This is a genomic window from Oceanobacillus sp. FSL K6-2867 (assembly GCF_037963145.1).
Lineage (GTDB): Bacteria > Bacillota > Bacilli > Bacillales > Amphibacillaceae > Oceanobacillus.
In genome coordinates, this window is sequence record NZ_CP150144.1 from 1,682,326 (window position 1) to 1,708,529 (window position 26,204).

The following is a 26,204-nucleotide window of genomic DNA, read 5'->3' on the forward strand; positions in this document are numbered from 1 at the left end:
CTGCAAAATAGCTGACATCTATTAAGAAGATTGCATATACTAATCGATACAATTCTATTTCACACGGAAGCAAGAGCATTTTTAAAAATACAACTTCGAGGAAATAAAATTGAAGCCTGAGTCTTTTTTAATTATACTAAATGAGAGTGAAAGGAGATTTTACAATGGGACAAATAAACCTAGAATCAAAAGCTTTTTCTATCTTAAAGGATAAAATTGAATTAATACGATCTGAAGATCGAGCTATATATTTAGTAGGACCCATCCAGCTTCCAGTGAATTTATATGGAGAAACAGTTGTGTTTCAGTGGTACTGCTGGCTGAATTGCGAGGATGTTACGGAGGATTACCAAAAGATAATAGATAAACTATCCACCGTAAACCTAGCAGAATTCCAACAATCCAGCGTCCTTGTTTATGGGGATTTTAAGCATGCAGACGACGCGTTAATCCGCATGCACTCCATTTGCCACACAGGTGATATTTTTGGCAGTAAGCGCTGTGATTGCGGCTTCCAATTAAAAGAATCCATGAAAAAAATTAAAGAGCACGGAACTGGGGCGTTATTCTATTTAGCGAACCATGAAGGCAGAGGTATTGGTCTATTTAGCAAAGCAATGGCTTATGTGCTTCAGGAAAATGGCTATGATACGGTAGAGGCAAATGAACAGCTTGGATTCGTGAATGATTCAAGAAACTATGATGACGCTATTCGTGTACTAAAAACTTTACGCACAAAACCAGTAACGTTAATTACAAATAATCCATTAAAGCTAGAAGCATTGGAAAACGCTGGAATGCATGTGTCTGGACGTACACCGCTTTGGGGAGATGTTTCGGAGTACAATGAAAAATACTTGCAAACGAAGATTACAAAATCCGGTCATCTCAAAGAAGAAAGGACTTGCTTGAATGACTAGCGATGCATTTTATATGGACCTCGCTTTAAAAAATGCCCAAGCCATGAAAGGACAAACCGACCCAAATCCCCTTGTCGGTTCTGTCATCGTTAATGATAATCGTATCGTTGGTGTTGGTGCACATCTTAAAGCAGGCGAAGCCCACGCTGAGATAAACGCTTTGCGAATGGCCGGTGATAAGGCAAAGGGTGGTACTATTTATGTAACTCTTGAACCTTGTTCCCACCATGGTAGAACAGGTCCATGTGCGGTCGCAATCGCAGAAGCCGGTATTAAAAAGGTTGTCATTGCGACACTCGATCCAAATCCGATTGTTGCTGGCAATGGTGTAAAAATATTAGAAGATGCAGGAATCGAAGTGGTTACCGGTGTAATGGAAGACGAAGCACGTAAGATGAATGAGGTTTTCAATAAATACATTGTGACAAAAAAACCATTTGTCACATTAAAAGCCGGAATTACCTTGGATGGAAAAGTAGCTTCCCATACATTCAGCAGCAAATGGATAACATCTGAGGAATCAAGACAGGATGTTCATCAGCTGCGAAGCGAAAATATGGCTATCCTTGTTGGTATTAATACCGTGCTTAAGGATGACCCTGCACTGACGGCACGGATTCAAAATGGCAGAAATCCCATTCGTGTCATAATGGATTCCAACTTAAGAATTCCTCTGGAAGCTCAGGTTATTACGGACAAAAAAGCAGAAACTATTATTTTTACTAGCCAGAGCTATGACAAAGTGAAACGGAGGATGTTGGAGGATTTAAATATAATTGTTGCAGAAACAAGTGACGCCGAACATGTAAATCCACTTGAGGTTGTATCAGCGCTAGGTGAAAAAGGAATCTCCTCTCTATTTATTGAAGGCGGAGGCAATATAAATGCCACGTTTCTGGAGAATAAGCTTGTCGACAAAGTAATCCTCTATTTTGCACCGAAGTTAATTGGCGGTAAAAATGCACCTACCTTTTTAGAAGGTGCAGGAATCGATCAAATGACCGATGCCATTGACTTAATCGATACAGACATCCAACGGATTGGACAGGATTTCAAATTTATCGGTTACCCGAACTACGATAATGAATAACTGAGGAATGATAAGGTGAAATTTGGTTTTGATATTGATGATACACTCATTAATTTACGGGAGCACGCCTTCCATCTCTATAATAAAAAATTAAATCAGGATGTGGGACTCGATGTCTTTCAAAACATTTCGCGTGTAGAAATCCATGAAGCATTTGGATTATCTGACAACGAGGGAAAAGAAATGTGGAACAGCTCATTGGAAGAAATATACTATACAGCATGCCCGATTTTCCCGGGTGCTGCAGAAGCATTACATGCACTTACCTTAGCAGGACATGAGGTTTACTATATTACCGCTAGACCAAAGGAACATGGTGAACGAACGAAAACCTGGATGAAACAGCAAGGCTTCCCTGTTGAGGACAGAAAATTTTTCTATGGCATGCAAGATGAAGATAAGCTGGATATCATCAAGCAGCTGGAACTCGATTATTATGTAGATGATAAACCTGCTGTGCTCGACACATTAGCAAACAGCTCTACCAAGGTCTATGTACGGGATCAAAGCTATAACCGTCACTTGCAGCATATTCCTAGAGTAGTTGATTGGACAGCTTTCGTAAATAGCATACTGAATAAAAATGAGTGAGCAGGCTTTTTAAATGTAGCCTGCTCACTCATTTTATAATTATAGCAATAAATTTATGATTACATTTCAAATGCAATATATTGCATATTCCAAAATGAGACAATTTCATGTATACTAATGTCTAAAGCTTTTATATTTCTTCTGGAAGGTGTGAACTGCATTGCCAATACCAACGAATCACTTAAAACCTGTTCGCTTATCTGCAAAGGAAAACGCATTCAACCAGCTTCAACAGTGGATTATTGATGGGACCTTACTTCCAGGTGAAAAATTAAATGACACGGAGCTCGCTAAAGCATTAGGTGTCAGCAGGACGCCAATTCGTGAATCCTTGCAGCTGCTTGAATCTCAAGGCTTTGTAAAAATGTATCCTGGTAAGGCAACACAGGTTACAGAGATAGAAAAGGAATCTATTAATGACATCCTTCCGCCTCTTGCTGCATTACAGGCATTATCCGCAGAGTTAGCCGTTACAAATTTGACTCATAATACGTTAGAGTTACTAAAGAAAACTAATCAGCAATTTTCCGACGCGATTCAGTCAGAAAATTACTATTCTGCCTTGAAAGTAGATGAACAATTTCATAAAATTATCGTTGATACAGCAGGCAATACATATATACAAGCAATACTTGGTTCCTTACAAGCGCATGTACGAAGACTTTTTTTCCATAATTCCATTGTACTGACTAACAATTCGATTGATGATCATCGGAAAATTATTGAACTAATGGAAATTAGGGACACCGAAACACTCTCTGCTGTCATGAAAGAGAATTGGCTTCGCACTTTGGATGCTTTTTCGTTATAACAGACTGATTTCGATCTGGATTCATAGAGACTGGGCCAAAAGTGATTTTTGTGAAATGCTGCAAATAACCTGCTCTGGCCATCGGTACAGAACCAGCTCTACATATATAAAACCCGAATCCCATTTTTATTGGATTCGGGTTTTCATTCGTTTTAGACTTCCTGTGTCGAACCTATACTTTGTACTTTCGCAATAACCCCGGTAATAGCAATAACGATTGCTGCTGGGATTAACCAACCCAGCCCTTGATTATAGAATGGCAGTACCGATTCATAAAAATCTAATACCGGATTCATCCAGCTGAAGTTTTCTATTCCTAGTGAATCACAAAGCGCTACTAAACCATCAAATATACTAATTAAAAATGTAACTGCAATTGTTGCTACATATACCATACGTGCATGATTAAACAGCGGAGATACAAATGTCAGAAGCATTAATACGATTGCCAATGGATATAGGAACATAAGAACTGGGATCGAGAATGTAATAATATTTGCCAGTCCAAAGTTAGCAATAACAAACGTTAATACACTAAAGAACACAACCAGTACTTTATAGCTGATCTTTGGAAATAATGTATTGAAGTACTCTGCGTTCGCTGTTATTAATCCAATTGCTGTTGTTAAGCAAGCAAGGATAATCATGATTGCTAGCATAATAGATCCAAATGTTCCAAAATAATGCGATGCAGCACCACTTAATACTGGTCCACCAGTATCAAATAAACCTAGAGTTTCTGTACTCGTAGCTCCTAGGACTGCAATTCCTACATAAATAATCCCAAGCAGCGTAATTGCAATAACCCCTGTTCTTGCTGTCGCAGAAAGAATTCCACTTTTTGAAGTAATACCCAATGCACGAATTGCGTTAATGACGATAATTCCGAACACGAGTGATGCTAAAGCATCCATTGTATTATAGCCTTCCAGGAAACCTGTCACAAATGCACCACTTTGATATGCTTCCTGCGGAGACTGCATTGCTCCCATGGGATTGAAAATTGCAAATAACAAGAGAACAGCCAGCAAGACAACTAATGCTGGAGCCAATATCTTTCCGACATTACCAACAAGTTTCCCTGGGAATAATGAAAACAAAAGTGCTGCCGCGAAAAAGATAATTGTGAAAATAAGTAAACCTGTCTGTTGAGACCCTTCACTAATAAATGGCGCAATTCCTACTTCATATGCTACTGTTCCTGTTCTTGGTGCTGCAAAGAATGGCCCAATTGTTAAATAAAGTAGTGCTGTAAAAAAGATTCCGTATACCGGGTGAACCCTGCTGGATAATTCTTGAAGGTTTCTGCTGCCTGAAAAGCCCATTGCAAGAATCCCAAGCAACGGCAATCCTACACCTGTTACTAAAAATCCAATAATTGCTGGCCAAATGCTTGATCCTGCATATTGTCCTAACTGTGCTGGGAAAATTAAATTACCAGCTCCAAAAAATAGTGCAAACAGCATAAAGCCGATTGCTAGATATGATGAAAAGGTTATTTTATTATTCATCGAATGTTCCCCCTCGTTGCTAATTAAGTTTGTCCATTTTATTAAATTTTTCGACAATTTAATCGAGCTATGTTCTATTGACTGATGTTGATAATCATACTATTTTCCTAACAAAAATGCAATATATTACAGAATCTTTTTTGATATTTTTCCAAAAATCCAAACAAATCAACTGCTGCAGATTTTTTTAAAAGCGACATATTTTTTCATTGCTAGACAGAACCAATAAAAGATTATAGAATTTATTCAACAATTCATCTTACTGTAAAGAAGGTTATGACAATGGAATTTTCGAATCGTTTAAAAGGATTGCCTGCGCAGTTTTTTGCAACGCTCGTTCAAAAGGTTACAGCAGCGTATGCTGAAGGTCGAGATGTTATTAATTTAGGACAGGGGAATCCCGATCAGCCAACCCCTCCGCACATTGTGAAAGCATTGCAACAATCAGCCCAGGAGCCGATGACACATAAATACTCCCCTTTCCGTGGGACAACTGAACTAAAAGAAGCAGCAGCCGATTTTTATAAAAGAGAATACAATGTTGACGTGGACCCAGAAACAGAAGTCGCTATCTTATTTGGAACGAAGATTGGATTAGTAGAATTACCGCTTGCTTTAATGAATGATGGAGAATTACTGCTATTGCCTGATCCCGGTTATCCAGATTACTTATCAGGTGTGGGGTTGGCAAATGTGCGTCATGAAACAATGCCATTGCTTCGAGAAAATGATTTTTTACCAAATTATAATAATCTTAGTTCTAGTCAATTAGATGAAGCGAAACTAATATATTTAAATTATCCAAATAACCCCACAGGTGCCACTGCTTCGAAAGTTTTTTTTGAAGAAACGGTTAAGCTGGGCAAAGAACACTCCATTGGAATCGTACATGACTTTGCTTATGGAGCAATCGGATTTGACGATAATAAGCCGATTAGCTTTTTAGAAGCTGAAGGTGCAAAGGATATTGGAATTGAACTTTATACGTTATCGAAGTCATATAATATGGCCGGCTGGCGTGTCGGATTTGCAGTAGGTAATAAAGACATGATAGAGGCAATTAATCTATTGCAGGATCATTTATTTGTAAGTATCTTCCCGGCTGTACAGCATGCCGCAGCTGTTGCCTTATCAGATGACCAAGCTTGTGTTGAAGCGTTAGTTGCTCTTTACGAAGGACGTAGAAATGTATTAATAGCTGAATGTGAACGAATTGGCTGGGAAGTTGAGGCTCCAAAAGGCTCCTTCTTTGCGTGGCTGCCCGTTCCAAAGGACTTTACAAGTGAAACGTTTGCTGATTTTCTATTAGAAAAAGCAGATGTCGCAGTAGCTGCTGGAAATGGTTTCGGGTCGTTTGGTGAAGGTTATGTCCGTATTGGCTTGCTTGTTGATGAAGAACGTATCAAAGAAGCAATCCAGCGCATTGAGAAGCTAAATATTTTTTAACATAGGAAAGGTGATCTTAACAGAGTAGCTCGACTAAGATCACCTTTTTATGATTCAGGATTGCTCCAAACGATCAATCACTTTAAAAAACTATCTTACAGCTTTTTCATAAGCTGTTCGTCACAGCCCTTCCATGTTCCAAAGGATAAAATTGGTTTCCTCCTGTTTCTTCATCATACTCCCGGCTAAAGGTCATTCCTTCAACAGCTGTAAGAACAAGATCTACTGTAATAACAGGATTTTCCCCTTTTACTAGATGACCACCGAAAACATTTCCTGCTTGATCACACATTGTGCCATGAAAGTGGATTTCATACTCACCCTCTCGCTTGCATACAACCCCAGTTCCCTGCAAAAACTCAACTGGTCCCTGCCTTACCTGTAACTCCCCATATCCAGCACCAACTTTTGATTCACTATTTGGTACTAAATATAAATAACCTGCTTGCTGGAAGCTGCCAAAACAGCTGCTGATTACCGCTGACTGAATATTATTTTCGCCACATAGCTGTTCAATCCCTGCTAAAAGATCTGTTCCAGTTAATAATCTTGCTGCAAGAATTGCTCCTGTCTTTCCTTTGGCATAATGCGCACGACACAATGTCATCAATTAACCTCTCCTCATCTGCAATACTGAAAATTCTAATTATCACAATAATAATGGTAGTCACAAAAGAAATGCAACAATAAATAAAATAAGTATTGACTGAATTACAATTATACGTTAATTTTAATTAATAGAATCGAATAGCTAACATCTCTTATCAAGAGTAGCTGAGGGACTGGCCCAATGAAGCTCGGCAACCTTTTATGTTACAGCATAGAAAGGTGCTAAATCCTGCAAAACATTACGTTTTGAAAGATGAGAGAGGACTCTGTAGTATATACAAGCCTCTCTTTCTTTTAAAGAGAGGCTATTTAATTATCGTTACATTACTATATTACAGGGGGTTATGGAATGAAAAAGTTAAGAAATGTTGTATCAATTATTTTATTAGCTGGAGTACTAGCTGCTTGTGGTGATAATGCCTCCGGCAGCAGCAATGCACTTAATGAGAATAAAATAGTGGTTGGTGTTACCGCTGGTCCACATGAACAAATTGTAGAAGCAGCTGCTGAGGTTGCTGCTGAAAATGGGCTAGAAGTGGAGCTGAAAGTATTTTCTGACTATGTTCTACCGAATACCGCATTATCTGAAGGTGATTTAGATGTAAACAGCTATCAGCATAAACCTTTCTTAGATCAATTTAATGAGGATCATGGGACAGATTTAGTGCCTGTTGGAAAGACCATTCTAAACCCAATGGGTGTTTATTCTGATACATATGAGAGTATTGATGATCTGCCTGATGGCGCAATATTTGGCCTTCCAAATGACCCGACAAACGGTGGGCGAGCGTTATTTATTTTGGAAGAGACAGGGATTATTACACTCGAAGAAGGCAAGAAAGAAACTGCTTCTATCCACGATGTAGTGGAGAACCCGAAGAATTTGGAATTTGTTGAATTAGATGCTGCCCAAATTCCAAATCAGCTCAGCGAAGTCGATGCAGCTGCAATTAATACGAATTTCGCTTTAGGAGCAGGAATTAGTCCAAAAGAAGATTCAATTCTATTAGAATCCACCAACTCTCCATATGTAAACTATATCGTTGTACGCTCCGAGAATGAAGATGACCCAGTTGTTCAAAAATTCGTCGAAGCATACCAATCCGATAAAGTGAAAGCATTTATTGAAGAAGAGTTTCAAGGCTCTGTAATCCCAAGCTGGGATGAATAAGTATACAAAAGCGGAAGTGCCCGGTTAGCGACGTACGGACTGCGCCCCGAACTTTAGAGTGGTTCGACCTGTCGAACATTCTTACGGAGTAGATAAAGGAAACATGCCCCTGTAAGAGGTATGCCAACGTTAGGCTTTAGCCTGATTTTAGTCGGCCATCCTTTTTACTTGGAGTCGATGCCCGATTTCACCACAAGGGTATAAGTGTAACTAAGCCTCATGTCTTGACAGTCGGCAAGTCTTCTTTAGATCGTCATGAGGTAAAGGAAGTCTCGCTAGCCGCTGGGCGCTTGAGCTGGAAGTGGCTGTTTTAATTATAGAAATAATTCAGCCAAATTTTATACTTCATTATTTTAACAAAAGAATGTTGCGGCTCCATAGCAGCATTCTTTTTCGAAAGGAATGTAGGTTAGATGATTAAATTAGAAAACATCACGAAAGTGTTCCCATCTAAAAATGGGGACGTAACAGCTGTAAATAATGTTAACCTTCATGTTAAAAAGGGAGAAATCCATGGTGTCATTGGCTATAGTGGCGCTGGTAAAAGTACATTAATTAGACTTGTCAATTTACTGGAAAAGCCAACAAGCGGAAATGTCTCAATCAATGGAACTGAATTGACCTCTCTGTCACCAGAAAAACTGCGTCAAACGCGACAAAAGGTCGGCATGATTTTTCAGCATTTCAATCTATTAAAAACTGCTACTGTATATGACAATATTGCAACGCCGTTAAAACTTCTTGGTTATGATAAACAAGAGGTGAAGAAACGCGTTGAAAAATACTTAAAGATTGTAGACTTATTCGAAAAACAAGACAGCTACCCTTCCCAGCTATCTGGCGGGCAAAAACAGCGTGTGGCCATTGCCAGAGCATTGTCACAGGAACCAGAAATACTGCTCAGTGATGAAGCAACAAGTGCACTAGACCCTGAGACAACAAACTCCATTCTGGACCTGCTTTTAAAAATAAATGAAGAGCTTGGGATAACGATTTTACTTATTACGCATGAAATGAATGTGATCCAAAAAATATGTGATTATGTGTACGTGCTTGAAAAAGGTGAAATCATCGAACAGAGCTCAAGTATAGAACTTTTCACAAACCCGCGTAAGCATACGACAAAGAAATTTTTAGATACCATTTCTCAACGAAAACTATCAGCATCACTTATTTCCCAATTGAAGCTGAATGGTACGGTTACAAGACTTACATTTATCGGTGAGAACACGGGGCAGCCTCTGCTCTCCCAAGTAAGTCAGAAATTTAATGTAGAACCAAACATTCTAACTGCAAACATTATGGAATTAAAGAATGGCATCGTTGGAAACTTAATCATTCATCTTATTGGTGAACAAGAACAAATTAATGCATCCTTGCAATTCCTGAACGATCAAGGTGTGGCAACAGAAGAAGTGGAGGGAGAATAACATGGAAGCATTCATCCAAGAATGGCTGCCAATTATCGGACAGTCTGTCGTAGAAACATTTCAAATGGTTATTATTTCACTGTTTTTCGCAATATTAATCGGAGTTCCTTTGGGTATACTCGTTGTCCTTACACGACCTGGTCAAGCATTAGCAAACAAAGTCGTCTATCAACTTCTCAATCTATTAATAAATGTAGTGCGTTCCATTCCATTTATTATTCTCTTATTCTTTATTTTACCATTCACAAAATTACTCGTAGGAACAACGATTGGGGTCCAAGGTGTAATCGTCCCGCTCGTTATCTACACGGCTCCGTATATTGCCAGATTACTAGAAACTTCCTTGCTGGAGGTGGACAATGGTGTAATTGAAGCCTATAAAGCAATGGGAATTAAAACGAGACAAATTATTTGGAATGTAATGCTTAGAGAGGCACGGCCATCGATTATTTTAGGCCTGACAATCGCAACGGTCAGCCTGATCGGGGCTACAGCAATGGCTGGGCTTGTTGGTGCAGGTGGTCTCGGGGATCTTGCATATCGATTCGGACATTTACGATATGAAGTGGATGTTATGTATACCACTGTCTTTATTCTTATTATCCTTGTTCAAGGAATCCAATCCCTTGGTAATAGACTCGCAGCACGTTTGAAAAAAGATTAGTAGGAGGACTTAACATGTCAAATGAGCTTTATATTGAAAAACAAGGTGCGATTGCCACGATTATTATCAATCGTCCTAAAAAGAAAAACTGTTTTTCACTCGCTATGTTTCAAAGGCTGGAAGTATTGCTGGATGAACTAAAACTGGATAGCACCATAAAGCTCCTTATTGTCCGCGGCGTTGATGAAACTGCCTTCTCTGCTGGGGCTGATATTACAGAATTTCTGGAAGTCCGTTTACATGCAGAAAAGGCAAAGGCATATAATGATTTTGCCCTTGGCGCAATTGAAAAGCTATATCGGTTTCCAAGACCAACAATTGCTATGATTCAAACACTTGCTATCGGCGGCGGTCTCGAGCTTGCTAATGCATGCGACTTTCGTTTTGCTACATCTGGAAGCAAACTCGGAATCACTTCCGCAAATATCGGTATTGTTTATAATCTGACAAGTACGAAACGACTTTTAAATTTAATTGGACCTTCTAAAACAAAAGAATTGCTGTATACAGCAAAACTGATTACTGCGGAAGAAGGAAAAGACATTGGCTTAATCGACTATGTATGTGCCTCTGAAGAAATTGAGGAGGACGTATTCACATTCGCCAGACAGATCCTAAAGAAATCTCCGGTAGCAAACTCCGGCATTAAACAAGTCATTCAAGCTATTATCGATGGGGATAATGCGGAAACCGATGCAATTTCGAACCTTATTCTGGAATCCTACAGCTCGGAAGATTATATGGAAGGCATACAAGCTTTCTTGGATAAAAGGAAGCCTAATTTCTTATAAAGGTGTGAGCACAAATGACAACCGTACAGAAAAATGACTCATTTATTGAAAACATCATTTCATCTGAAGTATTTCCTTTTAGTGCAGAGGAATTAGAAGCTGCGGCCAAAGAAAAAATTGATACCGCTGCATTTGGTTACACTCGCTCTGGAGCAGGCGGCGAAGAAACATTAAGAAAAAACATCACTAGCTTTGAAAAATATTCAATTGTTCCCAAATACTTAAATGATGTGTCTGTCGCCGATACGAGTATTGAATTATTTGGACGTACCTATGCACATCCATTTCTGCTTGCGCCTGTCGGAATGTTAAAAATAACACATGAAGATGCAGAAATTGCTGTATCAAAGGCAGCAGCAAAATACCATGTTCCATATATTCAAAGTACGGTGTCCAGCTACTCCATTGAGGAAGTGGCTGCCGCTTCCGGCAATAGCCCAAAATGGTTCCAGCTCTATTGGTCCAATAATGAAAATATTTCGTACAGTATGGTAAAGCGAGCAGAAGAAGCAGGCTATGAAGCAATTGTATTGACGATTGATACATTTATGTTTGGCTGGCGGGAAGAAGATATGCGAAATCGCTTTTCCCCTCTTAGAGAAGGTTATGGGAAGGCAAATTACATAACGGATAATGTCTTCTTATCCACACTTGCACACGATGATCACGACTCCATAATTCAAGAGATATTGCAAAATATTTATCATCCTTCCCTCAATTGGAAGCATGTAGCAGAACTGAAAAAACTTACATCCTTGCCAATTTTATTAAAGGGCGTTCTGCACCCATCGGATGTACGACTTGCAATCGAAAGCGGAGTCGACGGGATTATTGTTTCCAATCATGGCGGTCGTCAGCTAGATGGAGTTATTTCTAGTATTGATGCACTCCCAGCGATTGCAAAAGAAGCAGACGGGGCTATTCCTGTTTTGCTTGATAGCGGAATTCGTCGCGGAGCAGATGTTGTCAAAGCTCTTGCCCTGGGTGCCGATGCGGTATTATATGGCAGGCCATATGTATATGGGCTGGCCATCGCTGGACAAACTGGTGTGGAAAAAGTCCTAGAGAATTTTATTCAGGAAACGAAGGTTTCACTCGCACTTTCAGGAGCGAATAATGTAAAGGCGGCTCGTAATATCCAAATTGTAAAAAGCGAACAATGATAGAATAACAAACTTAAGGAGTGGGCATCCAATGGAACAAGCATTAAAAGGCATGAAAGTAGTTGATCTATCACAAGTTTTAGCTGGGCCATATTGTACGATGGTATTAGGTGACATGGGTGCCGATGTTATTAAAGTCGAGAAGTATCCAATCGGTGATGATACACGCTCAATGGGACCATATATCAATGAAGAAAGCTATATGTACATGATGGTCAACCGAAACAAAAGAGGCATGTGTGTCAATTTAAAAACCGAAGCAGGATTATATGTATTATATGACCTTATTAAAGATGCAGATGTGTTTGTAGAAAACTATCGACCGGGTGTGACGAAAAAGCTTGGCATTGATTATGATACATTAAAAGAAATGAACCCAAGCCTTATCTATTGCTCCATCTCCGGATACGGGCAAACAGGTCCATATCGCAATAAGGGCGGATTTGATATTATGGCGCAAGGTCTTTCAGGATTAATCGATATGACCGGTGAAAAGTCAGGAAAGCCTGCTAAAGTCGGTATCGCGATTCATGATATTGCCGCAGCAGAAACGGCCATTCAATCAATACTTACCGCCTATATTCACCGCCTTAAAGGTGGAAAAGGCCAGTACATAGACATTTCACTCGTTGACTCTGGACTTGCTTGGACGGTTTGGGAAGCTGCTGCTTACTTTGGCAAAGGCGAGGTTGCACGCCGGAATGGAACGGCACATCGCGTATCTGCACCTTATCAAGGCTTTAAGACAAAAGATGGCTTTATCCTAATAGGAGCAGGCAACCAGAAGCTATGGGAAAATTTATGCCGCCATGTTCTGACAAAGCCGGAGTGGATAGAAGAACAACGCTTTTTAACGAACAGTATACGCGCGGAAAATGCTGCTGAGCTTGAGACAGAAATAGAACAGGTTCTGACAACTGAATCAAGTGATTACTGGCTAGGCCTATTAGATACACATGGAATTCCATCTGGACCTATTTTATCCTATGATCAAACATTAAATAATGAACAAATTAAGTCGCGGGACATGATTTTGGATTACGAGCATCCTGTTGGTGGTTCCATGAAAACACTTGGATTCCCTGCTAAGTTTTCCGAAACACCTGGGCATCTTTCTAAGCCTGCCCCACTTCTTGGTCAGCATAATCAGGAAATTTTAGCAGAGCTTGGATACAAAGCTGAAACAATCGAACAATTGGTTGATGATGCTGTACTAAGCAACCGTTCAGAAAAAGTCGAAGCATAGTGTTAGACATCCTATGCTAGTTAGCAAAAGAAATAATTAGAATCTGAAAAGCCGGGCCAATAAGCCCGGTTTTCTCTATACCTTTTTAATTTTCCAGATTTCTGTTGCATACTCCTGAACGGTCTGGTCACTTGAAAATTTACCTGAGTAAGCAATATTCGTTACACTCATATTTAACCACGTATTCCGGTTTCGGTAAGCCCGTTCAATAAGCTCGTGTGCCTCTAAGTAAGGTTCAAAATCCTTGAGCACAAAATACGGATCATTGTGGTATAGAATGTTGTAATAAATATCCTTAAATTCGATATTATGAACACCAAACTCACCCTGATTCAACTGATCTAAAACTCGTTTGATCCGATCATCTGTATTATATAAATCTCTTGCATGATAGCCCCCATGCTGGTAATAATGAAGCACTTCATCGGCTGTCAGTCCAAAAATAAACATATTCTGGTCACCGACTAAATCATGGATTTCAATATTCGCTCCATCCATTGTACCTAATGTCAGCGCACCATTCATCATCATTTTCATATTCCCTGTTCCAGATGCTTCTTTACTTGCAGTTGAAATTTGTTCACTAATATCAGCTGCAGGAATAATTTTTTCTGCCAGACTAACATTATAGTTCTCCAGGAAAATAACCTTTAATCGATCTCTTACATCTGGATCATAATTCACAATGGATGCTACCGTGTTAATTAATTTTATAACTTCCTTCGCTAAATGATAGCTTGGAGCTGCTTTTGCCCCAAAAATAAATGTACGTGGCGTAATATTTTGGTTCGGATTGTCCTTCAGCTCATTATATAAATAAATTACGTGGAAAATATTTAACAGCTGACGCTTATATTCATGCAGCCGTTTGATTTGCACATCAAAAATCGATTGCTCATCTACGGTGATTCCTAAATGCTGATGAATATAATTAGCTAATATCTTTTTATTCTCATGCTTTACTTGGTCAAATTTCTCCAGTAATGCATTGTCATTAGAATACTTTAATAAGCTAATCAGCTGTTTTGGCCGTTTCACCCATTGCGGTCCAATGATATCTGTTATCAAGCCAGCAAGCTTCGGATTTGCCTGCAATAGCCACCGACGATGAGTAATTCCGTTCGTCTTATTATTAAATTTATCTGGATACAGGCTGTAAAAATTTTTCATTTCTTTTTTCTTCAGTATTTCGGTGTGAATGCGCGCCACACCGTTGACACTGAAGCTGCCTACAATCGCAAGTCTTGCCATATGAACGCGTCCATAAGCGATTATAGCTAATTCGGGTATAAAATCTCTTAATTCCTTATGTTCAAACCAGATCCCTTTACAAAACCGTTCATTAATTTCATCAATAATCATATAGATCCTTGGCAAGAGATTTTTTATCATCTCTTCTGTCCATGTCTCTAAAGCCTCACTCAACGTTGTATGATTCGTATAAGCAATTACTTTCGTCGTAACTTCCCAAGCATTGTCCCAGCTGAACCCCTCATCATCCATTAAAATCCGCATCAATTCTGGAATCGCTAAGCTGGGATGTGTATCATTGATTTGGATGACTACTTTTTCTGCCAAACGACTAAGTGGCAGGTGATGATTTCGTTTAAAATGCTTTAGGATGTTCTGAATACTTGATGACACTAAAAAATACTGCTGCTTTAAACGAAGCTCTTTCCCCTCATAACTAGAATCATCTGGATATAAAAATCCTGATATTTGTTCAATGGAATGCTGGTGATCAAGGCCATGATAATATTCCTTATTTTCCTCCAGCAAGCCATCTCCATTATTTTGGTGAATTACTTCTGCACTCCACAAACGCAGTGTATTCACTGTATCATTCTCATAACCAACAATTGGGATATCGTACGGAACTGCCATTACCTTATCTGTATTTTGGTATTCAAATTCAAGTGTGCCATCATTTTTTTTAAACATATGTACATCACCATGGAATTGAATAACCACCGCTTCTTCCTCATTTCTCGTTTCCCATGGATAAGGGTTTTTCAACCAATAGTCCGGCAGTTCAACTTGGTTTCCGTGAATAATACGCTGCTCAAATAAGCCGTAACGATAGCGAATCCCATACCCGTGTCCTGGAAAGTTTAATGAGGCTAATGAATCAAGAAAGCATGCTGCAAGCCGGCCTAAGCCTCCATTCCCTAACGCAGCATCATGCTCTTCAGCGAAAATATCCTCTGGGTCAAAGCCAAGCTCCTGCAAAGCTCCCTTTGCTGTATTAAGCATGCCGCAATTCAAGAGATTACTTTCAAGCATTCTGCCGATTAAAAACTCCATCGATAAATAATAAACTTCTTTATATTTGCCTTCCCGATAGTTTTTACGTGTCTCGAACCACTGCTGTTTTATCTCTTCATTAGCAATCGATGCAAGCACATAATAGATATCCTGGGATGTTGCTTCCTTAACTTCTCTTCCTTTATCAGAAATAAGCCTTCTTAAAATTTCCTGTTTTAATGTATTTACCGTTACGTCTGCCAAGGAAATACTCCCCCCTACCCCATGATTGATTCCGGTACAAGATTTGTGTAAATTTCAGCATACTGCTGGGCTGAGTCTTTCCAGCTGAATTGACTTTTATTAACGTTTTTCAATAGGTTTTGCCATTGTGCTGAATTACCATATATTTCTATAGTGTAGCGCAAAACATTTAATAAATCGTGTGCATTATAATTTGTAAAGCTAAAACCGTTTCCCTCACCAGTCCACTTATTATAAGACAGAACTGTGTCTTTTAATCCTCCGGTTTCTCGAACAACCGGGACAGTCTTATACTGCAAAGCAATCAACTGAGATAATCCACACGGTTCAAATTTGGATGGCATTATAAAAAAGTCTGCACTTGCATAAAGTCTTCGAGCCAGCCCTTCGTCAAAGGATAGAATTGCTTGAGCCTTATCTGGATAACGTTTGGCTAAATCCGCAAAATAGCTTTCAAATTCAGGTTCCCCAGTTCCTAATACGATAAATTGGACGTCCTCCTCGAGGAATTCATCTAAAATATGCTGGGCAAGATAAAGTCCCTTTTGTTCTACCAGTCTTGTAATAATAATGTACAAAGGGGTTCCTTCTTTATATGGAAGGTTAATTTCTTCATGAAGTTTGATTCTATTTTGTCTTTTCTTTAAGCGTGCTGATCGATAATTCACAAACAGATTTGGATCGGATGATGGATTGTATTCCTTTGTATCAATTCCATTAAGTATACCAAGCAGGTCAGCCGACCTCTCTTGCAACATTGCGTGAATACCTTCTCCATAGTAAGGGTCCTTTATTTCCTCGGCATAGCTTGGGCTAACGGTTGTAATTTTATCAGCATGGAACAAAGCACTCTTTATACAATTAAACATTCCATCCCATTCCATCCCAGCAATGTGTTCATTCTCAAGATTAAAAAAGTCATCAAATATATGTAATGGCATAACACCTTGATATTTGAGATTGTGAATCGTAAAAATGGTCTTCATCCCATCAATTGGCTTTAAAATGTTGGCAAGTGCCACCACTATTCCGGCTTGCCAATCATGTGCATGAAGCACTTCCGGACGATAATCGAGATGCCTTAGAGATTCCAGAACTGCATGACTAAAGAATACAAAGCGTTCACCATCATCGTAATAGCCGTAAATCCCTTTTCTCGTAAAATAATATTCATTGGCGATAAAATAATACGTAATGTGATCGTGTACGAGCATAAATAATTGTGCTTCCTGTTTCCGCCAGCCTAATTGCACATCAAAGGTAGTAAGATATTCCATTTGTTCTTTCCATATATCATCTATTTCATCGTACAATGGTAATATAACCCGGACTTCCAGCTTCTCTTCTTTCTTCAATGCTTGCGGAAGTGATCCTATCACATCTGCTAATCCCCCGGTTTTAATAAATGGCGAACATTCAGAGGCAACAAATAATATATTGCTCATTTTTTCACCTTCCTTTTATTTTTATAATTTCACCATAATTTTGTAACCATTAATAAGGCAACTACAGGACAAATTATGTCCTGCAGGAATATTTTATGTTACCGTATTTCCTTTTAGATGAACTTGACTTTTCGCCTATAAAGCAAAAGTCATCATTCATCTTATACTGTGGAGTCAACCTCTTGCGTTCGAAGTTCGATGAGTCCCCCCAAAAAATTACGGGGCACAGTCCGTATGTCTCGTTTTAGACTATAAGGGCAATGGCGCTTTTGCCTATTAAATAACCTGTCTTTTAGCAACTACGTATGGTTTTTCTTTTGAGCCGATTATTTTCTGTCCTTTTGATACATGGACATCCTTATCGAGGATGACATTCTCGAGATGGACACCTTCCTCAATCGTACAGCGTTGCATAATAATAGAGTTTTTTACAGTTGCACCTGTATGAACAGCAACACCACGAAACAGAATGCTCCCTTCAACCCTTCCATCAACTACACACCCATTGGCTAACAAGGAATGTTCGACATCAGAATTTTTACGATATTTTACTGGCGGATTGCTGGAGACTTTTGTCCGTATTAAATGGTTCCCAAAAAATAAATCATGATAATGCTTTGCATCCAGTAAATTCATATTTTGCCTGAAAAAACTCTCAATTGAATTTATAAATGCACTGTATCCAGAATGTTCATATCGTTGTATTTTAAGATCGTCAAGTTTATTTTTCACACCACATATAAAGAAATTATCTTTATCGTAAGCAATACATTCATCTACTAATCTCATTAATAGATTCTTATTAATAATATAGACGCCGGTAAATAGCTCGGAATTATGTTGATCATTTGTAATCTCGGTTACCCGCCCATTTTGGTCTGCTTCAACGCGAAAGTAAGGGTAATGCTCAGGGTATAGTTCTTTAACGTTGGTCGTAATTAAGGTTACATCTGCTTCTTGTTCCAAATGGTAGGTAAATGCATCCTTATAATCGGAATTTGATATAAACTGACTACCGCTGATTAATACATATTCCGATTGGCTTCGATGGAAATAATCTCGGTTATTATGAAAAAAGCGCAAATCCCCTTGGGATTTATCGGAAGGATCATTCCAATCTGGCGGGAGGATGAACAATCCTCCATTTCTGCGATCCAGATCCCAGTTCTCTCCTGTTCCTAAATGATCTAATAAAGAACGATATTTATTTCGGGCAAAAATTGCGACCTCGTTAATATTTGAATTCACCATATTCGATAATGTAAAATCAATCATTCTATAGCGACCGCCGAAAGGCAGCGATGCACTATTGCGAAAGTATGTCAGCTCATTAAACACATGATATTCATGATCTAAATTGATTAGTCCAACCATTTTCTTCATTTACTTTCTCCCCCAGCTGGTGTCAGCATGCCACCTAAAATTTCCTGGTTAATTACAAATGGTTCTTGGAATTCATCTACCTCAATTGCTGTTCCTTTTGGAATAACCGTATTTTCCATAACAATGACACGATTAAGCTTGCAGTTTTCGCCAATCCTTACTCCTGGATGGATAATCGATTGACGAACAGTGCTTGCTTGCTCCACATGTACATTTCTAAATAAAATGGAATTCTCAATATTGCCGTGAATTAAGCATCCAGAATTAATTAGTGAATTGCTTACAGTTGCCGTTTGGCTAACATATTGTGGTGGCAAATTCGAATCATGTGTGTAAATTCGCCACTCTTTATGATTGGATTTAAGGCTAAGATTCTCATCCAGCAGATCCATATTTGCTTCCCAATAGCTGCGAATGGTTCCTACATCCTTCCAGTAGCCGTCGAACCGATATGCAAATAAGCGCTGTGTATCATCAAGCATAGCAGGGATTATATCCTTGCCGAAGTCATGTCTGGATGCTTTGTTATGTGCATCTTCAAGTAAATAGGCTTTCAATTTACTCCATTTAAATATATAAATCCCCATCGATGCTAGATTACTCTGTGGGTTCTTCGGTTTTTCTTCAAATTCATAGATCCGGAGATTATCCGATACATTTAAAATTCCGAATCGGGATGCATCATCCCAAGGAACTTCAATAACAGAAATGGTCGCATCTGCATTTGTTTTCTTATGCTGTTCAAGCATTTTTTGGTAATCCATTTGATAAATATGATCTCCTGATATAACAAGTACATATTCGGGGTCAAATTGATTAATAAAATGCATATTTTGATAGATTGCATCAGCAGTTCCTGAGTACCAGTCACCCCCAGTTTTTGCAGTATAAGGAGAAAGCACGGTTACGCCGCTTTGCTTATCCATATCCCACGGTTTTCCATTACCAATATGCTTATTCAGCTCGAGTGGCGAATACTGTGTCAGCACTCCTAAAGTTGAAATGCCTGAATTGGTACAATTACTTAAGGTGAAATCAATAATCCGGTATTTCCCTCCGAAAGGGACAGCAGGTTTAGCAAGATGATGGGTCAATTCCCCTAAACGTTTCCCTTCTCCTCCTGCTAATAACATACCAATACATTCCTTCATTACAACGCCTCCTGGACATTTTTGTTATATTTGAATATCGCGACAGATAATGGCGGAACTTTTATCTTAATATGCTGAGGTAATCCATGCCATTTTTCTGGAAAACTAAAATGTTTATCCTCATTCAGCTGATTCGATCCACCAAATTCTTCTTGATCAGAATTAAATACCTCCTGATAGGTTCCCGGAATCGGAACACCTATTTTATAGTCATAGCGAATTTCAGGCGTAAAATTACAAATGATTATCAGCTCTTGATCCTGCTTCTTACCCTTGCGCCTAAAAGCTACAATGCTTTGATCCACATTATGTGGATCAATCCACTCAAATCCGTCTGGTTCATGATCCAGTTCATACAACTCGGGGTTACTGGTATAAAACATATTTAACGCTTTTACATATTGAAAAATTCCATGATGAAGTGGATAGTCTAGTAAATGCCAGTCTAATTGCTCTTTATCCTTCCATTCTGCATATTGAGCAAGTTCTCCTCCCATAAAAAGAAGCTTCTTTCCTGGGTGTGCCATCATATAACCATACAGCAGTCTAAGGTTAGCAAATTGCTGCCACATATCTCCTGGCATTTTATCGAGCAATGATTTCTTTCCATGAACAACCTCATCGTGTGAGAGTGGTAAGAGAAAGTTCTCGGAATGTGTATACATAAAAGAAAAGGTCAGCAAGTTATGGTGCCATTTTCGATGAATCGAATCTTTTTTCATATAACGCAACATGTCATTCATCCAGCCCATATTCCATTTAAAGTTAAAACCAAGCCCTCCTGAATAGGTCGGTGCTGTAACCAAGGGCAAGTCCGAACTGTCCTCAGCCATCATTAGTGCTTGCGGCTCATAAGAAAAAACAGCTTCATTCAGTTTGCGAATAAAGGCATAAGCTTCTAGATTTTCTTCTCCGCCATACGAGTTTTTTATTCCTTCCTCTCCATCCCGTCGGTCAAAATTTAAATAAAGCATACTGGCAACAGCATCGACACGAATTCCATCGACGTGATATTCCTGCAGCCAAAATATTGCGTTGGAAACGAGAAAGCTCTGGACCTCAGGCCTCCCAAAGTCAAATGCCAATGTCCCCCAAGTTCTTTTCTCGGCTTTCAATGGATCCGCATATTCGTATAACGGCTCCCCATCGAACTTCCGCAAAGCAAAATCATCCTTGCAGAAATGGCCTGGAACCCAATCCATAATGACACCAATCTGATTTTGATGACATTGATCCACAAAGTGTTTAAATTCATCAGGTGAACCATAACGTGAGGTAACTGCGTAATAACCTGTAATTTGATAACCCCAAGATAAATCGAATGGATGCTCTGCAAGGGGCAATAATTCAATATGAGTATATCCCATCGACTTAACGTAGGGGATCAGCTCTTCTGCCAGCTCTATGTACGAATAAAACTCACCAGAATCATGCTTTTTCCACGAACCAAGATGTATTTCATATATCGAAATAGGAGATGCATATGCATTAAAGGATTTCTTGTTTTGTTTCCATGTATGATCATTCCATGTGTAATTAGAGTTCTTTTTTGGAGTTAATGACGCTGTATTTGGTCGAAGTTCTGATTGAAAAGCATAGGGATCTGATTTTAATATTGTTCGGTTGTCTGGAGTAATAATTTCATATTTATAAGGCAAGCCGCCTTCTATGTCCGTAAAAAAGCCCCACCAAATCCCTTGCTCTGTCAACCGCTCTAATGCGTGGCTTTTTCCATTCCATTGATTAAAGTCACCAATGATGCTAATTTGTTTTGCATTTGGTGCCCATACTGCAAACCGGTAACCCTTTACTCCATCCAATTCGGTAAAATGGCAGCCCATCATCTTGTAACTTTCATAATTTGTTCCTTGGTGGAATAAATAGGTATCCTGTTCGGAAATATTGTCGCTCAAAAAAGGGCCTCCTTCTTATAAAACTTTTCATTTACATATCTCAATGATAAAATATTTTTTCTTAACAATACTCATCATTATAGATACAATCCTATAAGATTTCAAGATAGTTATCAGAAAATTCCTTCGACACTTTCCTATTGAAATTGTCTCATCCTGTCGAAGTATCGTGAATATGTCTGTCTACGTATGTTTATGTATAATTGTGGTAAAGTTAGTAAAGAATTCTTTAGAATTACAGAGCAAATAAATTTCTTATTAATATTCCATTATTGAAAAGCAGGAAATTCCCGAAAAGATGGATATAACATATACTAAAAGAAGTGAAATGCATTGGAAGAGGAGATGCTTTTTGTGGAAAAACGAGTTGCTTGGATTGATAACATTCATACGCTGACATACAGCGATCATCATATACAAACATTATTTAATACCGACAACGAATCCCCTTACTTGTTTTGGAAGGCGGAAAATAAAGTTTTAACAATAAAGCAAATTAGAAATATTAATGATGCTACAGCAGAATTAGAGGTAGCTGAAGAAATTCCCCTTGGCGAGGAGCTATTTCTTCATTATGGCGAAGCAGTGATACCTGTTTATCCACGGGGAATTTTACGGACGGAGTGGTTTGATAGACGTTATGCTGCTCTCGATCAGCAATTTGGAGCTGTTTGCAGTTCAGGCTCCACTATTTTTTCTGTTTGGGCGCCAACGGCTATCTCTGTCAAAATTATCTTAAATGAAGTCTCTTACCTATTAAACAAGCTGGGTCAAGGCGTTTGGAGGCTGGAGCTAGAGGGTGACTGGCATGGGCAGCCATACGAATTTGAGGTTTTTGTTAATGGAAGTATTAGGCGAGTCAACGATCCATATGCAAAAGCTCTGGTTGCTAATAGCAAAAAGGCAGTTGCAGTTGACTTCGCCAGGACAGAACAACTTGGTATAAGCCAGAAACGCCCGTCTATCAAACAGTTACAGGATGCGATTATTTATGAGCTGCATGTAAGAGACGCAACCATTGACCCGGAAAGTGGTGTTCTTAATCGAGGCAAATTTTTAGGGTTAGCTGAAACAGAAACCACCACCAAAAATGGATTCTCTACTGGACTTTCCTATCTAAAAGAATTAGGTTGTACACATGTACAGCTTTTACCTGTTAACGACTTTGCACGTGTTGATGAGCTTCATCCAGATGACGCATATAATTGGGGGTATGATCCTTTATTCTTTCAGACGCCTGAAGGAAGTTATTCGGTATTGGCAGACAGACCAATCGCCCGAATTAACGAGCTGAAAGCATTGGTTCAAGCGTTTCACAAGGAAAATGTCGCCGTTATTCTGGATGTTGTATTTAACCACGTCTTCGTTATGGAAGAATCGCCATTCGAACAGCTCGTTCCTGGCTACTATTTCCGCTATCATCCCGACGGGAGCTTAAGTAATGGTACTGGGGTGGGTAATGATATCGCGTCAGAAAGAAGTATGGTGCGAAAATTTATATTGGATACAATTAACTTCATGCTATCGGAATATCAGGTGGACGGCTTCCGCTTCGACTTAATGGGAGCGATAGATATTAAGACGATGCAGCAAATTGAAAAACGCTGTCAGGAAGAGGAAACACCAATTATGCTGCTCGGAGAAGGATGGGATTTGCCAACAGCGCTTGATAACAGCTTAAAAGCAGCCAGCTATAACGCAAGCCAATTAAACGGGATTCACTTTTTCAATGACTACTTTCGAGATTCATTAAAAGGAAACTTATTCGAACCGCAAGATACTGGCTATATCAATGGGACCGGTCGTTTTCTAGAAAGAATGCCTTATTTGCTTTCCGGTGCTGCATTAGATTCAAACAATCATGGTTCTATTAATGTTAATCAAACCATTAATTACGTAGAATGCCATGATAATCACACACTATGGGACCGTTTATGTTTAACAAACCCAGATCTTGATAATCATGACCGTAAAAAGATGCATCAATTAGCTACAGGCATTACATTATTAAGCCAAGGTGTTCCATTTATTCATGCCGGTCAGGAATGGTTCCGCAGTAAACAAGGTGACGAAAACAGCTATCTCTCCGGTGATTCAATTAATATGCTGGATTGGAAGAAAAGAGAGCAGGAAAAGGAAAATATTGCGTTTGTGAAAGCTTTAATAGCATTAAGAAAAAAGTATGCAGTTTTTCGGATGGCTTCTCAAAAAGAAATACAGCAGCGATTCCATGTACTCGAAACCCCCTACCCTGTTTTTGGCTTTACCCTGTTAGGGGATCAAGAAGACTTCTCAATTTATATTAATCCGACAAAGGAAAAATTCGACCTCCATCTTCCCTCATCCGGCAAGTGGAAAAAGATGGTGTCCAATGACGTTTCTGAAAAGGATGATATCATTGGCGAATTTACCAGTATCAATGCATATGAGATTATCGTTTTTCAAAAGACGCGAACAAGAACGTCAAAAGAAATCGCAGTTGTACTGCCTAATAATGGAGAATAATGTTGTTGAGCGACATAGCTACCAGGCTTGCAAGACATTGGGCATGAACAAATACTGTCATGCCCTTTCTAATTTCGAACAAGAAGGGAAGACCAATCCGTGATTCCATTAAACATACTTGATTATGCACTCATTGATGAAAATGCGACTGCAAATGAAGCATTAAGACATACGACCGAACTTGCACAACTAGCTGACAAGCTGGGCTATAAGCGTTTCTTAGTACCTGAGCAGCATCAGGCTCTCTCCATAGCCAGCAGTGCACCAGAATTGCTTATGATGCACTTAGCTACTTCTACCTCCAGCATTCGAATTGGTGCTGCCGGAGTCATGCTTCCACATTACAGCCCATACAAAATTGCAGAGACGTTTCGAACACTCGAGGCTATTCATCCTGGTCGCATCGATCTTGGGATTGGTAATAGCTCTGGCGGCAGACTTGTAAACCATGCTCTGAACGAGGAGAAAGATGAACGTCTGACCTATGAGCAGCAAGTCATAGATATACAAAAATACTTAACCGATGATCCAGATTCCGAACATCGTTTTCACCAATTAACTGCAACTCCAGTTATCGAAACCTTGCCTGAAATCTGGATGCTCGGCTCCGGCGGCAAAAGTACAAAAATCGCCACAGAACAAGGTACAGCTTATACTTACGCCCATTTTTTCAAGCCTTCGGAGATTGGCAAAGAGATTATTTCTACTTATCGCAAAAACTTCCAGCCCTCTTCTTTCCATAAAAAGCCGTCTGTTTCAATTGCTGTATTCACAATTATTGGTGAAACCAAAGAAGAGGCAGAGGCATTTGCCGGAGCTTTTGAACTCTGGATGGCTTCGCTTGAAACGGCAAAGAACCCACCCTATTTCCCATCGGTTCAAACTGCACAAAAACGACGTTTCAGCTCATTTGAGAAGCAAAAAATTACTCAGATACGAAAAGGAGCGATTGTTGGGAATGTACATCATGTCAAAGGGGAAATTTTAAAATTAGCGGAGTTTTATCAAGCAGATGAGGTCACAATTGTTCCGAACCTGCCAGGAGCCGCAAATCGAAAGAAGGCAATTCAACTATTAGCAAAGGCATTCAGGCTTTAATTAGAAGACCGTAAACGAATTTAAAGAAGGTGAGCGATTTCTTCTCCTAATCGCCCACCTCCAATTCATTTTAATTCATCACTTTTTAAATCGTTTCTTAATAAAGAGCCAAACAAAAATAATGAAAAGTAATGCGAGCACTGCATAAACAATATTGGAATAGATATCCATATAGCCCACAATGGTTTCCCAAGAATCGCCAACTGCAGCACCAACGTTAACAAGAACAATATTCCAGATAAATGTTCCTACTGTCGTTAATGCTAGAAACACCCAAAAATTCATACGCGACATTCCTGCAGGCAGAGAAATCAAGCTTCTGATTAAAGGGATAAAGCGGCAGAAGAATACAGTCCACACACCATACTTCGCAAACCAGTCATTTGCTTTATGAATATCCTCACGAGTAAGTCTTAGAACATGTCCCCACCTGTCCACTATTTTTTCGATTCGATCTACATTAATCACAAATCCTATTCCATAAAGAACAATTGCGCCTGCTACAGATCCAATAGTAGCTGCAATTACCACTCCTAGAATGCTTAAATTTGAATGGGTCGTCATAAAACCACCAAATGTTAAAATAACCTCAGATGGAATTGGAGGAAATAGGTTTTCCACCATAATCAATAAAAAAATACCGATGTAGCCAAATTGCTCCATCATGCTTGTAATCCAGTTTTCCATTACTTCATTCTCCCATGCTAATATATGTTTTAGTAGAAACAGCTAAATCCCTGCCTCATTGTTTGTCGGGA

General features: G+C 39.2%; 21 protein-coding genes and 1 riboswitch. Of the genes, 13 read left to right on the forward strand and 8 right to left on the reverse strand.

Annotated features, from left to right (window positions below; translation table 11 throughout):
- Window positions 1-164: 164 nt before the first annotated feature.
- The 4 genes from NSQ77_RS08295 to NSQ77_RS08310 all read left to right on the forward strand — a co-directional run bounded on the left by NSQ77_RS08295 (window position 165) and on the right by NSQ77_RS08310 (window position 3,412).
- Complete coding sequence (locus tag NSQ77_RS08295; RefSeq protein ID WP_339230265.1) at window positions 165-920, forward strand: GTP cyclohydrolase II; 756 nt, start codon at window positions 165-167, stop codon at window positions 918-920.
- Window positions 913-2,010: a bifunctional diaminohydroxyphosphoribosylaminopyrimidine deaminase/5-amino-6-(5-phosphoribosylamino)uracil reductase RibD gene (gene ribD, locus NSQ77_RS08300; protein ID WP_339230267.1), complete on the forward strand. Its 1,098-nt coding sequence runs from the start codon at window positions 913-915 to the stop codon at window positions 2,008-2,010. Before NSQ77_RS08295 ends, ribD begins: the two co-directional genes overlap by 8 nt.
- Before the next feature lie 15 nt (window positions 2,011-2,025).
- Window positions 2,026-2,601 carry a hypothetical protein gene (locus NSQ77_RS08305; RefSeq protein ID WP_339230269.1) on the forward strand — a complete coding sequence of 192 codons (576 nt, stop codon included), beginning with the start codon at window positions 2,026-2,028 and terminating at the stop codon, window positions 2,599-2,601.
- Window positions 2,602-2,761: 160 nt separating this feature from the next.
- On the forward strand, window positions 2,762-3,412 hold the full coding sequence (locus NSQ77_RS08310) for a GntR family transcriptional regulator (RefSeq protein ID WP_339230270.1): 651 nt from the start codon (window positions 2,762-2,764) through the stop codon (window positions 3,410-3,412).
- 152 nt (window positions 3,413-3,564) lie between these two features.
- Here NSQ77_RS08310 and brnQ read toward each other — a convergent pair whose 3' ends face one another.
- The gene (gene brnQ, locus NSQ77_RS08315; RefSeq protein WP_339230271.1) at window positions 3,565-4,923 is read right to left on the reverse strand and encodes a branched-chain amino acid transport system II carrier protein; all 1,359 of its coding nucleotides are present in this window, start codon (window positions 4,921-4,923) and stop codon (window positions 3,565-3,567) included.
- Between the two features lie 282 nt (window positions 4,924-5,205).
- Here brnQ and NSQ77_RS08320 point away from each other — a divergent pair, with 282 nt between their 5' ends.
- The gene (locus NSQ77_RS08320) at window positions 5,206-6,369 is read left to right on the forward strand and encodes a pyridoxal phosphate-dependent aminotransferase (RefSeq protein ID WP_339230273.1); all 1,164 of its coding nucleotides are present in this window, start codon (window positions 5,206-5,208) and stop codon (window positions 6,367-6,369) included.
- 106 nt (window positions 6,370-6,475) lie between these two features.
- On the opposite strand, the gene NSQ77_RS08325 is transcribed toward NSQ77_RS08320, so the two are convergent.
- Window positions 6,476-6,976: a PPC domain-containing DNA-binding protein gene (locus tag NSQ77_RS08325; RefSeq protein WP_339230275.1), complete on the reverse strand. Its 501-nt coding sequence runs from the start codon at window positions 6,974-6,976 to the stop codon at window positions 6,476-6,478.
- Window positions 6,977-7,127: 151 nt separating this feature from the next.
- Window positions 7,128-7,238: riboswitch (SAM riboswitch) on the forward strand.
- Window positions 7,239-7,327: 89 nt separating this feature from the next.
- On the opposite strand from NSQ77_RS08325, the gene NSQ77_RS08330 reads away from it, so the two are divergent.
- The 6 genes from NSQ77_RS08330 to NSQ77_RS08355 all read left to right on the forward strand — a co-directional run bounded on the left by NSQ77_RS08330 (window position 7,328) and on the right by NSQ77_RS08355 (window position 13,443).
- Window positions 7,328-8,149, forward strand: a complete 822-nt coding sequence (locus NSQ77_RS08330) for a MetQ/NlpA family ABC transporter substrate-binding protein (protein WP_339230277.1) — start codon at window positions 7,328-7,330, stop codon at window positions 8,147-8,149.
- A gap of 413 nt (window positions 8,150-8,562) precedes the next feature.
- Window positions 8,563-9,579, forward strand: coding sequence for an ATP-binding cassette domain-containing protein (locus NSQ77_RS08335; RefSeq protein ID WP_339230278.1), 1,017 nt, complete (start codon window positions 8,563-8,565; stop codon window positions 9,577-9,579).
- 1 nt (window position 9,580) lies between these two features.
- Window positions 9,581-10,243, forward strand: coding sequence for a methionine ABC transporter permease (locus NSQ77_RS08340; protein ID WP_339230280.1), 663 nt, complete (start codon window positions 9,581-9,583; stop codon window positions 10,241-10,243).
- Between the two features lie 14 nt (window positions 10,244-10,257).
- Window positions 10,258-11,034 (forward strand): enoyl-CoA hydratase-related protein, encoded by a 777-nt coding sequence (locus NSQ77_RS08345; protein WP_339230282.1) that lies wholly within the window; start codon window positions 10,258-10,260, stop codon window positions 11,032-11,034.
- Between the two features lie 14 nt (window positions 11,035-11,048).
- On the forward strand, window positions 11,049-12,197 hold the full coding sequence (locus NSQ77_RS08350) for an alpha-hydroxy-acid oxidizing protein (RefSeq protein ID WP_339230283.1): 1,149 nt from the start codon (window positions 11,049-11,051) through the stop codon (window positions 12,195-12,197).
- A gap of 31 nt (window positions 12,198-12,228) precedes the next feature.
- The gene (locus tag NSQ77_RS08355) at window positions 12,229-13,443 is read left to right on the forward strand and encodes a CoA transferase (RefSeq protein ID WP_339230285.1); all 1,215 of its coding nucleotides are present in this window, start codon (window positions 12,229-12,231) and stop codon (window positions 13,441-13,443) included.
- 75 nt (window positions 13,444-13,518) lie between these two features.
- On the opposite strand, the gene NSQ77_RS08360 is transcribed toward NSQ77_RS08355, so the two are convergent.
- The 5 genes from NSQ77_RS08360 to glgB all read right to left on the reverse strand — a co-directional run bounded on the left by NSQ77_RS08360 (window position 13,519) and on the right by glgB (window position 21,843).
- On the reverse strand, window positions 13,519-15,951 hold the full coding sequence (locus NSQ77_RS08360) for a glycogen/starch/alpha-glucan phosphorylase (RefSeq protein WP_339230287.1): 2,433 nt from the start codon (window positions 15,949-15,951) through the stop codon (window positions 13,519-13,521).
- Between the two features lie 14 nt (window positions 15,952-15,965).
- The gene (locus tag NSQ77_RS08365; protein ID WP_339230288.1) at window positions 15,966-17,396 is read right to left on the reverse strand and encodes a glycogen synthase; all 1,431 of its coding nucleotides are present in this window, start codon (window positions 17,394-17,396) and stop codon (window positions 15,966-15,968) included.
- Between the two features lie 276 nt (window positions 17,397-17,672).
- Window positions 17,673-18,779, reverse strand: a complete 1,107-nt coding sequence (gene glgD, locus NSQ77_RS08370; protein ID WP_339230290.1) for a glucose-1-phosphate adenylyltransferase subunit GlgD — start codon at window positions 18,777-18,779, stop codon at window positions 17,673-17,675.
- Window positions 18,776-19,930, reverse strand: a complete 1,155-nt coding sequence (locus tag NSQ77_RS08375; protein ID WP_339230292.1) for a glucose-1-phosphate adenylyltransferase — start codon at window positions 19,928-19,930, stop codon at window positions 18,776-18,778. The genes glgD and NSQ77_RS08375 overlap by 4 nt, the downstream gene beginning before the upstream one ends.
- On the reverse strand, window positions 19,930-21,843 hold the full coding sequence (glgB, locus tag NSQ77_RS08380; RefSeq protein WP_339230294.1) for a 1,4-alpha-glucan branching protein GlgB: 1,914 nt from the start codon (window positions 21,841-21,843) through the stop codon (window positions 19,930-19,932). The genes NSQ77_RS08375 and glgB overlap by 1 nt, the downstream gene beginning before the upstream one ends.
- A 354-nt stretch (window positions 21,844-22,197) precedes the next feature.
- Here glgB and pulA point away from each other — a divergent pair, with 354 nt between their 5' ends.
- Together pulA and NSQ77_RS08390 are read left to right on the forward strand one after the other, a co-directional pair.
- Complete coding sequence (pulA, locus tag NSQ77_RS08385; RefSeq protein ID WP_339230296.1) at window positions 22,198-24,348, forward strand: type I pullulanase; 2,151 nt, start codon at window positions 22,198-22,200, stop codon at window positions 24,346-24,348.
- Window positions 24,349-24,447: 99 nt separating this feature from the next.
- Entirely contained in the window at window positions 24,448-25,446 is a 999-nt protein-coding gene (locus NSQ77_RS08390) for an LLM class flavin-dependent oxidoreductase (RefSeq protein WP_339230297.1), read from the forward strand.
- Between the two features lie 78 nt (window positions 25,447-25,524).
- On the opposite strand, the gene NSQ77_RS08395 is transcribed toward NSQ77_RS08390, so the two are convergent.
- Entirely contained in the window at window positions 25,525-26,133 is a 609-nt protein-coding gene (locus NSQ77_RS08395; protein ID WP_339230298.1) for a DedA family protein, read from the reverse strand.
- Between the last annotated feature and the right edge of the window lie 71 nt (window positions 26,134-26,204).